Genomic DNA, 8,536 nt, shown 5'->3' with positions numbered 1-8,536 from the left:
CCTTCTGCAATTTTCTGCACCGTTTGGGCATGGCCGGCCTGAGGTCGTGATTGGCTGTGTTCGCAGGTGCGTGCTCGACACGCGTCGGCGGAGTGACAAACAGCGCTGGGATCGTGGTCCGAACTGTGCTCGGCTGCCACGCTCCTGGCAGATCAGGAGTCCGTCGGTCGCGGCCGAAATGCTCCTGCTGGACGCGAGCCGCATCGACTCCTTCACCCTGAACGGAGCGTGAGATGGATTCCTGGCATTACTTATTCGTCTTGGCGGCCTGCTTGATCGTGACCGCTCCCCTGGAGTGGGGGGCACGGATCTACCGACAGCCGGCCCGCGTCGTCCGAGCTGTCGCACCGGTGGCTGTCATCTTCCTGGCCTGGGATGTGCTGGCCGTTACTGCCGGGGTCTGGAGCTTCAATCCCCGCTACGTCACCGGGGTGGAACTACCGGGACACCTCCCGGTCGAGGAAGTCTTGTTCTTCGTCGTGGTTCCGTTGTGTGGGCTGCTCACCTACGGCGCTGTCGAATTCCTGTTGGATCGGATACCGCAGGGGCGACTGCGAGCCGGGCGGCGACGGTCATGACCGGTCTCGGGTACACCCTGCCTGCAGCGATCGCGGTCCTGGTTGTATGTCTCGCCGAGGCAGTAGTACTGCGTACCGGCCTGTTCCGTCGGCCTGCCTACTGGCTGAGCATGATCATCGTGCTCGGCTTCCAGATTCCGGTCGACGGCTGGCTCACCAAGCTCCATGCGCCGATCGTGATCTACAACGATCACCACATCAGTGGTGTTCGCTTCCCGCTCGATATCCCGATCGAGGACTTCCTGTTCGGCTTCGCATTGGTCACTGCAGTGCTGCTCGCATGGGAGCCACGCCGTCACCAGCGCGCCGACCGGAAACGGACAAGGGTGTCATGACGACCACCGAAACGCGATGTCGCAGGATCGATGGGCACCTGTCGACCACCTTCTCCCCGCCCGCATCGAGGACCGCCGGCGAAACAGGATCACGATGACATCCCATGCTCAGGCCGATCCGCGGCGTATCCGGCACCGCGCACCACCGGGTCTGCCCGACGCCGCACTGCTCCCGACGCGCCCGCACGTAGTGGTCGTCGGCGCCGGTATCGCCGGACTCGCGGCCGCGACCGGCCTGGCAGAACGCGGCGTGAGCGTGGACGTGGTCGAACGCGAACACTACCTCGGTGGACGGGTCGGAGGCTGGACAGACCACCTCGCCGATGGCACCCCGGTCGCGATGAACCGTGGATTCCACGCCTTCTTCCGGCAGTACTACAACTTGCGGGCATTGTTGCGCCGCACCGACTCTGAACTCCGCTTCCTGACACCACTCGACGATTACCCCCTGATCGATGCACACGGTCGACGAGACAGCTTCCGCGGTCTGCCCCGCACGCCGCCGTGGAACGCGCTTGCCTTCGTGCTGCGCAGCCCCACATTCGGCGTGCGCGACCTGATGCGCATCAACCGCCGCGCGGCGGCGCCACTGGCAGCGGTGTCGGTTCCCGACATCTATCATCGACTCGATCAATTCGACGCCGAGACGTTTCTGGAACGGATCAACTTCCCTGCCGCCGCCCGGCACCTGGCATTCGAGGTGTTTTCGCGCAGCTTCTTCATCGAACCGGCGCACATGTCCGCGGCGGAGTTGGCCACCATGTTCCACATCTATTTCCTCGGCTCGAGCGAGGGCCTGCTCTTCGACGTGGCCGACACCAACTTCGATGAGCTGTGGTCGCCGCTGCGCGAATACTTGACCGCAGGGCGAGCCCGTTCCCTCACCGGCACTGTCCGGTTTCACACCGGTGTCGATATCGCCGCCATCGATACCACCACCGGCGCCCCGTTCCGGCTCTTCGACATCACCGGCACCTGGGTGGACGCCGACGCGGTGGTCCTGGCCACCGACATCGGTGCGCTCCGCCGAATCGTCGGGGCCTCGCCCACCCTCGGCGACACGGCCTGGCGGGCCCGGATCGAAGGTATGGGCACCGCTCCGGCATTCCTGGTGCAGCGACTCTGGCTCGACCGGCCCGTCAACGAGGACCGCCCGGCATTTCTGGGCACCGGCAGCCTGCGTCCGCTCGACAACATCAGCGTCGTCAACCGCTACGAAGATCAAGCCCGGCGCTGGGCTCATCGCCACGACGGATCTGTGGTCGAGCTGCACGCCTACGCTCTGCCCGAGACCGCGACCGTCGACCCCAGTCGGGCCGCACTGCAACAGCAGATGTTGGCGCGACTGCACGCCCTGTATCCCGAAACCGCGGACGCTCACATTCTCGGCGAACGACTGCAGTACCGACGCGACTGCCCCCGACTCGGTCCCGGAGACTTCGCTTCCCGGCCCACCGTGGCCACCCCGCACCGCGGACTGGTTCTGGCCGGGGACGGAATCCGAATCGACCTACCGGTGGCATTGATGGAACGTGCCGCCACCACCGGTTGGGCGGCAGCTAATCACCTGCTCGCCGAATGGGGCGTGCGCGGCCACGAGCTGTATACGGTGCCCACCCATGGCCGATCGGCACTGCTCCGACGACTGGCCACTCGAGAAAGCTACATGCCATGAGCATTCTGGAACCTCTGTACCGGCGGTGGCCTCCCACGTGGCCGCTGCAACCGATCCCGCCGACCACCTGGGCCCGGCAACAGCCCACCTATCAGGCTGCCGATCCCCGCTTGATCACGGCGGTCCTTGATCGATCGCAGCAACGACCTTCCGGTAACTGGTATGTATTCGCCGCCAGCGGCGCCATCCACAGCGATCGTCCGTTGGGCGCCACCGTCGCCGGCATCGAACTCGTCGCCTGGCGCGACTCTCGGCAACAACTTCATGTCGGGCCCGGCGCCTGCCCCCACCTCGGCGCGCCCCTGGCATCGGCGGTCCTCGACTGCGACACCCTGATGTGCCGCTGGCACGGGTTACGTCTAGGCCCTGATGCCGAGCACGGTTGGGCCCCGTTTCCTAGTCACGACGATGGCGTCCTGGCATGGGTCCGTCTCGACCACATCGGCAACGAGCCCCCGCTGGACGCGCCGGTCATCCCGGCACGACCACCGGCCGACACCCACCTGGCAGCCGTGGCGACGCTCACCGGAATCTGTGAACCGGTCGATATCATCGCCAACCGGCTCGACCCATGGCACGGCGCGTGGTTTCACCCCTACTCCTTCACGCACCTCGAGGTCCTCGACGCACCCAGCCGCCACGGCACCGACGACGACAACGACCGATTCGTTGTCGCTGTGACCTTCCGCGTCGGCGGCCGGCTCGGTGTCCCGGTGAAGGCCGAGTTCACCAGTCCCGAACCTCGTACTGTCGTCATGCGCATTATCGACGGGGAAGGCACCGACAGTGTCGTCGAAACTCACACCACCCCCCTCGGCTCCGGAGCGGACGGACATCCGCGTACCTGCGTTATCGAGGCCGTCATCGCCGACTCCCCCCGGCGCGGCTTCGCCGTCGCACGCCGTGTTCACCGGGCCCTTTCTCCAGTGCTTCGCAGCGCGGCCATCCGACTGTGGCGTGACGACCTGGCCTACGCTGAACGGCGTTATCAGCAACGCACTCTGACCGGTCGCGGTATCGGTTCCCGATTGTCGCCGTAAAACGTCGACTCTTCGGACAGCAGCTTCGGCACTGGTTTCTCTGCTCGCGTGGCGTAACAAGCTGTGCTCCCCCCTGACCGGAACCGGGTTCACCTGCCCCTGCGAGTGTCGAGACCCGCTCCGGGGGTCCGACAAGCGAGGTCCGCGCAGGTCAGGGCCTGCGCTTCGGCCAAGCGCACCGCATGTGTCACCGGCAGTGGACAAAGTCCGAGTTGGGGCGACAGGCCGTCACGACCAGGACACAAGTGTCCGCTGCGTACGCATAGAGATCTCGCATGTAGGCCGGTCGTCGGAGAGAAGATTCAAGATCAGCTCTTGGCCGACCACGCTTCCCCCTGCGCAGGATGGTCAAACTTCTCCGAAGGTGCCGGCGCTCAACGAACGTGGATCTGGCGCACTTTCCATGCGGTAGGTCCAGTTACGCGACGGTTGACCGTCAAGCGAAGGCGGCATCTCGCGTTTGTCGCGGACGCGGATAACACGACTGAAGACGACGGCGACGGTCACCGATATGGCGAGCCACGCGACGATCAACCAGAAAACCCAGTTCACATGGCTACCAACGATCCGAACGGCCCGTTTGTTACCGACGAGTAGGTAAGTCACCCGCGAAATCACCCGTTCGGACGACACCGCCGCGACACTCTGATCGAATGGCCCCAACGCCAAGTCGTAGTCCGATGGCCTCCGCTATCGTCGGACCATGCCTGGGCGCCCGTCGCTCCTCACCCTTGCAGGAACGGCGAGCGGTGGGCTATCTATAGGCCTGACCCGCTTGTCGCCGCGCTACGCGAGGCCGCGGCGATCCATCTCCGCCTAACTGTTCTTGATCGAGCGGGCGATGTCCTCGCGTGTGGTGTCGTCTGCGTCCTCGTCGGCGACCGTGATCAGCGCGGCGCGTGGCCCGAGTAGGTGGGTGGAGTGTTCGTCGTCATCCAGCTCTCGCGGTGAGATGTGCACACGTCGAGCATGGGTGTGTGGAACACATGCTTCAAGAGTCAGTGGCTATCCCCGTGCCGGAGTGCCCTATCCCTGGCCCCCTGCCCCAAGCAGAGCACTCCGGCCCCTCGAGTCTGCCAACGGGTTGCGCCGAAGTGCATAATTTTTCGCTGAGAATGTCGCGGTCGACTCGGAAAAGGACGTGTGACCTCAACGAAGAACCCCGCCAGCAGGGGCGTACCTGCGGCGGGGTCTCGACCACCGCGCAGGGGGTGGCGGTGGTACTGGAGAGCCTACCGAAAAGGGCAGGAAACAGAAAAGTGATCTTTCGGTAAAGCAACGATGTCTAGGCCGGCGTTTCTCGGGGTACAGAACGGGGGTTGTTATCTCCGAACGGGCAAGCTCCCGAGAAAAGTGGCGGTATGTACGCGTGGCTCAGAAAGGCGCCGACCGCGGTGCTTCAGAGGGCGGAGGATCTTGCGGTCGAGCTGGCGCAGCGCCACTTCGAGGCGGATCACCTGCGAGGTGCACTGGAGGAGTACCGGATCGCGCAGGTGTTCGAGGCCGAGTTGAACAGGCGTAGCGAGCGTTGACCACACCATTCTCGGTGGCGGCCACCCGGGCAGCCCGTCACTATCCCGCGATCGGTGGTCTCGTCGCCGGCGCCGGCAACATGCGCTGTCGGCGTTGTTCACTTCTTCTGTCCGAGGTGCATGGCACCGCTAGGGTGACCGGGTGTGGGCACGACCCTGCACGCACCCCAGCCCTGGCCACACATCACTGCAGTCCTGCGCGGCCACGGACCCCGCCGAGTGGCCATCGCCTATCTCGACCACATCGGACCCGAACTGCTGCCCCTGCGCGCCGGGGACCAATTGATCGTCAACGCCGCCCGATCCGCCGTGCGCGCACATGCCACCTCCCCCACCGCCCTCGCCCGATTCCTCGATGCCGGGGTGCAGGTGCTGTCCACGCCGAACCTGCACACCGGTCTGATCGCCACCCCTGAGAAGGTGATCGTCGGCCCGGCCAGCGCCTCCCGTGCCTCCACCGTTGCGGACGAAACCGCGCTCATCACCGATGATCCCGCCGCCATTGCCGGCGCCCACGCGTTCCTCGACAGCCTGACCGACACAATCGAGATCGACGAGGTGTTCCTCGACAGCGCCACCGCAATCTGGCAGGTCGGTCGGGTGGTGCCGCTGGCCGGGATCGGCAGCCGCACCCGCACAGGCCACGACTTTCTTCCCACCCCGGTACGCCGGATGTTCCTGCTCCACACCCGCGACTACACCCCGACCGCGGAGGACGAGACCCGCTGGGCGGCACCGGCACCGGGCAGGGGTGGGCCCGATCCCCGCTACCACATCGAATGGATTCGCCGGAACACTCCCGGCGCCGAACGCCGCAGCCGCCTCGAACCCGGCGACGTCCTGCTTCGGATCAGCGACGACGACAGCCGGCTGTACCCACCCGCGGCGGTCGAGACCGGCCCGCACCGCCTCCCCCACACCCGCCGCGCCGTGGCCTACCGGGTGCGCACCCGCACCGACCTCGACCCGATCTCCGTGGCGGACGCCGCGCGCAGCCTTGCCGAGCAGGGTCACCCGAATCCGCGACTGCACCACGACCACCGGGTCATCTCCCCACGCCTGCGGGAAGCGCTGCTGCGGTTGTGGAAGCTGTGACCGCAGGCGGGGTCGCGTGAGGGACTATTGGACTGACGCTCGCCGAAGCAGAATCTGGCGGCGGATCAGGACAGCGTCGAGAGTCTTACCCACCTGGCTCTTCGATTCCCGTGCCCGTCCGCCTCGCGGACACACGGCGAGCGTCGACGCCGCGCCCCGGCTGGAGGTCGGCGAAAACAGTCCGGGTCCAACGCTGTGCGCGGCGCTTGGAGTGACTCGGCGTGAGCGCTGGGGAGGAAGTTCATTCCATGGCGTTGGGAACGAACGATTCGGAGCTCCACCGGCCCCGCATCGATAATTCAGAGTTTTCTGAATACAGAAATATATGTACTGTTGGATTCATGGAGACGCTGATTCATCGCGACGCCCTCGTCCGCTTCGGATACGCCCTGTCCGACACGACCCGTACGCAGATTCTGCTGAATCTGCGTTCGGGTCCGGGGTACCCGTCGGAGTTGGCCGAACAGATCGGGGTCTCGCGCCAGATTCTGTCGAATCACCTTGCTTGCCTGCGCGGCTGCGGTCTGGTCGTGGCGATTCCGGAAGGGCGACGTAACCGCTACGAGTTGGCGGATCCGCGGATCGGACGCGCTCTCGACGATCTGGTCGGGCTGGTGCTCGCGGTCGATCCGGCCTGCTGCCCCGATGCCGCCGACGACGGATGCTGCTGATGCCCACCCCGTGCGGTGTTCCTACTGCCCGGCCGCCCACGTCGGATCGGCGGGCGATGCTGGCGCGGCGGATCCGGTGGTTTGTCGCCGCGACCATCACCTACAACGTGATCGAGGCCGCCGTCGCGATCACCGAGGGTGCCCGAGTGTCGTCGACTGCACTGGTCGGGTTCGGCCTGGACTCGGCCATCGAGGTCTCCTCCGCCGCGGCGGTCGCGTGGCAGTTCGCCGGTGAAGATCCCGCGGCGCGGGAGAAGACAGCGTTGCGGATCATCGCCTTCTCGTTCTTCGCGTTGGCCGCCTACGTCACCGTCGAGTCCGTTCGCTCGTTCGCCGGGACCGACGAGGCCGACCATTCGACCGTGGGGATCGCCCTGGCCACTGTGAGTCTGCTGATCATGCCGGTGCTCTCGTGGGTACAACGCCGCGCCGGCAGCGAACTCGGCTCCGTCTCGACGGTCGCCGATTCCAAGCAGACCCTGCTGTGTACCTATCTGTCCGCGATCCTGCTGGCCGGACTCCTCGTCAACAGCTTGTTCGGATGGTCGTCGGCCGACCCGATCGCTACCTTGGCCATCGCTGTGATCGCCGTCAAAGAAGGAATCAATGCCTGGCGCGGCCACACCTGTTGCCCCACAACGCTGACCACTGACGGAACAGCGTGCAGTGATCACTGCTGTGAGGACCGGAACGCCGCGTCCTGACTTCAGCACTGACAAGACGAACAAGGAAGGTTCCACGATGTCTCGGATGACCCCGGCCGCTCACCGCGTGTACCAGCAGGAGATGACCGCCGCGAAAAACGCCACCAGTCCACAAGTGCGGTGGCATCACCTCGAACGCGCCCATATCGCCTCCCAACCGGACCCGTGGCTGCACACCTGCAACCACGTGGCGATGCTGGCATCGGCACTGCGCCAACGGGACCGACGCGAAGCGCTCGGTCAGGTACTGCGCATCGTCGTCGCGGCACCGGGATCACTCACCGGCCGCTATCCCGACGGCAACACCGGCCGCGTCGCCGCCGGTCTCACCACCCCTATGCCGATTCCGGCCGATCTCGCCGCCGCACTGTCTCGCTGATCGCGGGCGCAATCACCAAGTCGACGCATAGGCGGGTGTATTCCGGTCGATTTCGTGCGGGTCATCCATACGCCCTACAGAAACACCGAGCGCACCGATCAGATGGACTGTGAGATACCTTGGGCGCGATTGTCTTCAGCTCATGCCGGCACGCCACGGTCGTTGGACAAAAATCGCGGAAACGTCACTGTGCGCGGTGAAGTGGTCGAGGACTTCGAGCGGATCAGGCGTATGGCAAAGACCAGCTGACGACGCCGAGACTCGGATGCGTCGAGGATGGGTTCGTGGTGGGCTACCCGATTGCGGAACTCCCGACGATCCCCCAACGTGCTGTGGACCTCGGCGCGGTCGGTGTTCGGTCCCCGCAGGCGGTCGAAACCTGCAGCCGGATAGTAGGCAAGGCGGAAACGGTGACCCGCTCCGAATAACACGACGGTCGCAGCAGTGAACAGAGCCGGACTCCAGGACCGCTGCGCAAGGACACGCGTACATCTGCCGAGCGGATCGACCGACGCCACAGGGCGCAG

Annotated in this window: 12 protein-coding genes; 10 read left to right on the top strand and 2 right to left on the bottom strand. The window is 65.5% G+C overall.

Annotated elements, in window-relative coordinates; translation table 11 throughout:
* The 5 genes from ACLBYD_RS20115 to ACLBYD_RS20095 form a co-directional block, all read left to right on the top strand.
* A partial coding sequence (locus tag ACLBYD_RS20115) for a hypothetical protein (protein WP_447817832.1) occupies positions 1-232 on the top strand: 232 nt, incomplete at its 5' end.
* Position 233: 1 nt separating this feature from the next.
* Positions 234-578, top strand: a complete 345-nt coding sequence (locus ACLBYD_RS20110; RefSeq protein ID WP_447817831.1) for a lycopene cyclase domain-containing protein — start codon at positions 234-236, stop codon at positions 576-578.
* Positions 575-913, top strand: coding sequence for a lycopene cyclase domain-containing protein (locus ACLBYD_RS20105; protein ID WP_447817830.1), 339 nt, complete (start codon positions 575-577; stop codon positions 911-913). The genes ACLBYD_RS20110 and ACLBYD_RS20105 overlap by 4 nt, the downstream gene beginning before the upstream one ends.
* A 94-nt stretch (positions 914-1,007) precedes the next feature.
* Entirely contained in the window at positions 1,008-2,588 is a 1,581-nt protein-coding gene (locus ACLBYD_RS20100) for an FAD-dependent oxidoreductase (RefSeq protein WP_447817829.1), read from the top strand.
* Positions 2,585-3,628 carry a DUF5914 domain-containing protein gene (locus tag ACLBYD_RS20095; RefSeq protein WP_447817828.1) on the top strand — a complete coding sequence of 348 codons (1,044 nt, stop codon included), beginning with the start codon at positions 2,585-2,587 and terminating at the stop codon, positions 3,626-3,628. Before ACLBYD_RS20100 ends, ACLBYD_RS20095 begins: the two co-directional genes overlap by 4 nt.
* A gap of 348 nt (positions 3,629-3,976) precedes the next feature.
* Here ACLBYD_RS20095 and ACLBYD_RS20090 read toward each other — a convergent pair whose 3' ends face one another.
* Entirely contained in the window at positions 3,977-4,261 is a 285-nt protein-coding gene (locus ACLBYD_RS20090) for a hypothetical protein (protein ID WP_447817827.1), read from the bottom strand.
* Between the two features lie 183 nt (positions 4,262-4,444).
* Entirely contained in the window at positions 4,445-4,588 is a 144-nt protein-coding gene (locus ACLBYD_RS20085; RefSeq protein WP_447817826.1) for a hypothetical protein, read from the bottom strand.
* A gap of 401 nt (positions 4,589-4,989) precedes the next feature.
* On the opposite strand from ACLBYD_RS20085, the gene ACLBYD_RS20080 reads away from it, so the two are divergent.
* The 5 genes from ACLBYD_RS20080 to ACLBYD_RS20060 all read left to right on the top strand — a co-directional run bounded on the left by ACLBYD_RS20080 (position 4,990) and on the right by ACLBYD_RS20060 (position 8,009).
* A complete protein-coding gene (locus ACLBYD_RS20080) occupies positions 4,990-5,160 on the top strand; it encodes a hypothetical protein (protein ID WP_447817825.1) in 171 nt (56 codons plus the stop codon).
* 144 nt (positions 5,161-5,304) lie between these two features.
* The gene (locus tag ACLBYD_RS20075) at positions 5,305-6,255 is read left to right on the top strand and encodes a phosphatidylserine/phosphatidylglycerophosphate/cardiolipin synthase family protein (protein WP_447817824.1); all 951 of its coding nucleotides are present in this window, start codon (positions 5,305-5,307) and stop codon (positions 6,253-6,255) included.
* Positions 6,256-6,596: 341 nt separating this feature from the next.
* Positions 6,597-6,926 carry an ArsR/SmtB family transcription factor gene (locus tag ACLBYD_RS20070; protein ID WP_447817823.1) on the top strand — a complete coding sequence of 110 codons (330 nt, stop codon included), beginning with the start codon at positions 6,597-6,599 and terminating at the stop codon, positions 6,924-6,926.
* Positions 6,926-7,630 (top strand): cation transporter, encoded by a 705-nt coding sequence (locus ACLBYD_RS20065; RefSeq protein WP_447817821.1) that lies wholly within the window; start codon positions 6,926-6,928, stop codon positions 7,628-7,630. Before ACLBYD_RS20070 ends, ACLBYD_RS20065 begins: the two co-directional genes overlap by 1 nt.
* Before the next feature lie 37 nt (positions 7,631-7,667).
* On the top strand, positions 7,668-8,009 hold the full coding sequence (locus ACLBYD_RS20060; protein WP_447817820.1) for a DUF3703 domain-containing protein: 342 nt from the start codon (positions 7,668-7,670) through the stop codon (positions 8,007-8,009).
* Positions 8,010-8,536 lie beyond the last annotated feature (527 nt).

It is taken from the genome of Rhodococcus sp. C26F (assembly GCF_053345925.1).
This window is presented reverse-complemented; position numbering and strand designations above follow the sequence as displayed.

Excerpts from the sequence above, each read along its gene's own strand:
- ACLBYD_RS20100 (WP_447817829.1), top strand. The coding sequence starts at position 1,008 with ATGACATCCCATGCTCAGGCCGATCCGCGGCGTATCCGGCACCGCGCA.
- ACLBYD_RS20070 (WP_447817823.1), top strand. The coding sequence starts at position 6,597 with ATGGAGACGCTGATTCATCGCGACGCCCTCGTCCGCTTCGGATACGCC.
- ACLBYD_RS20105 (WP_447817830.1), top strand. The coding sequence starts at position 575 with ATGACCGGTCTCGGGTACACCCTGCCTGCAGCGATCGCGGTCCTGGTT.
- ACLBYD_RS20110 (WP_447817831.1), top strand. The coding sequence starts at position 234 with ATGGATTCCTGGCATTACTTATTCGTCTTGGCGGCCTGCTTGATCGTG.
- ACLBYD_RS20095 (WP_447817828.1), top strand. The coding sequence starts at position 2,585 with ATGAGCATTCTGGAACCTCTGTACCGGCGGTGGCCTCCCACGTGGCCG.
- ACLBYD_RS20060 (WP_447817820.1), top strand. The coding sequence starts at position 7,668 with ATGTCTCGGATGACCCCGGCCGCTCACCGCGTGTACCAGCAGGAGATG.
- ACLBYD_RS20080 (WP_447817825.1), top strand. The coding sequence starts at position 4,990 with ATGTACGCGTGGCTCAGAAAGGCGCCGACCGCGGTGCTTCAGAGGGCG.
- ACLBYD_RS20065 (WP_447817821.1), top strand. The coding sequence starts at position 6,926 with ATGCCCACCCCGTGCGGTGTTCCTACTGCCCGGCCGCCCACGTCGGAT.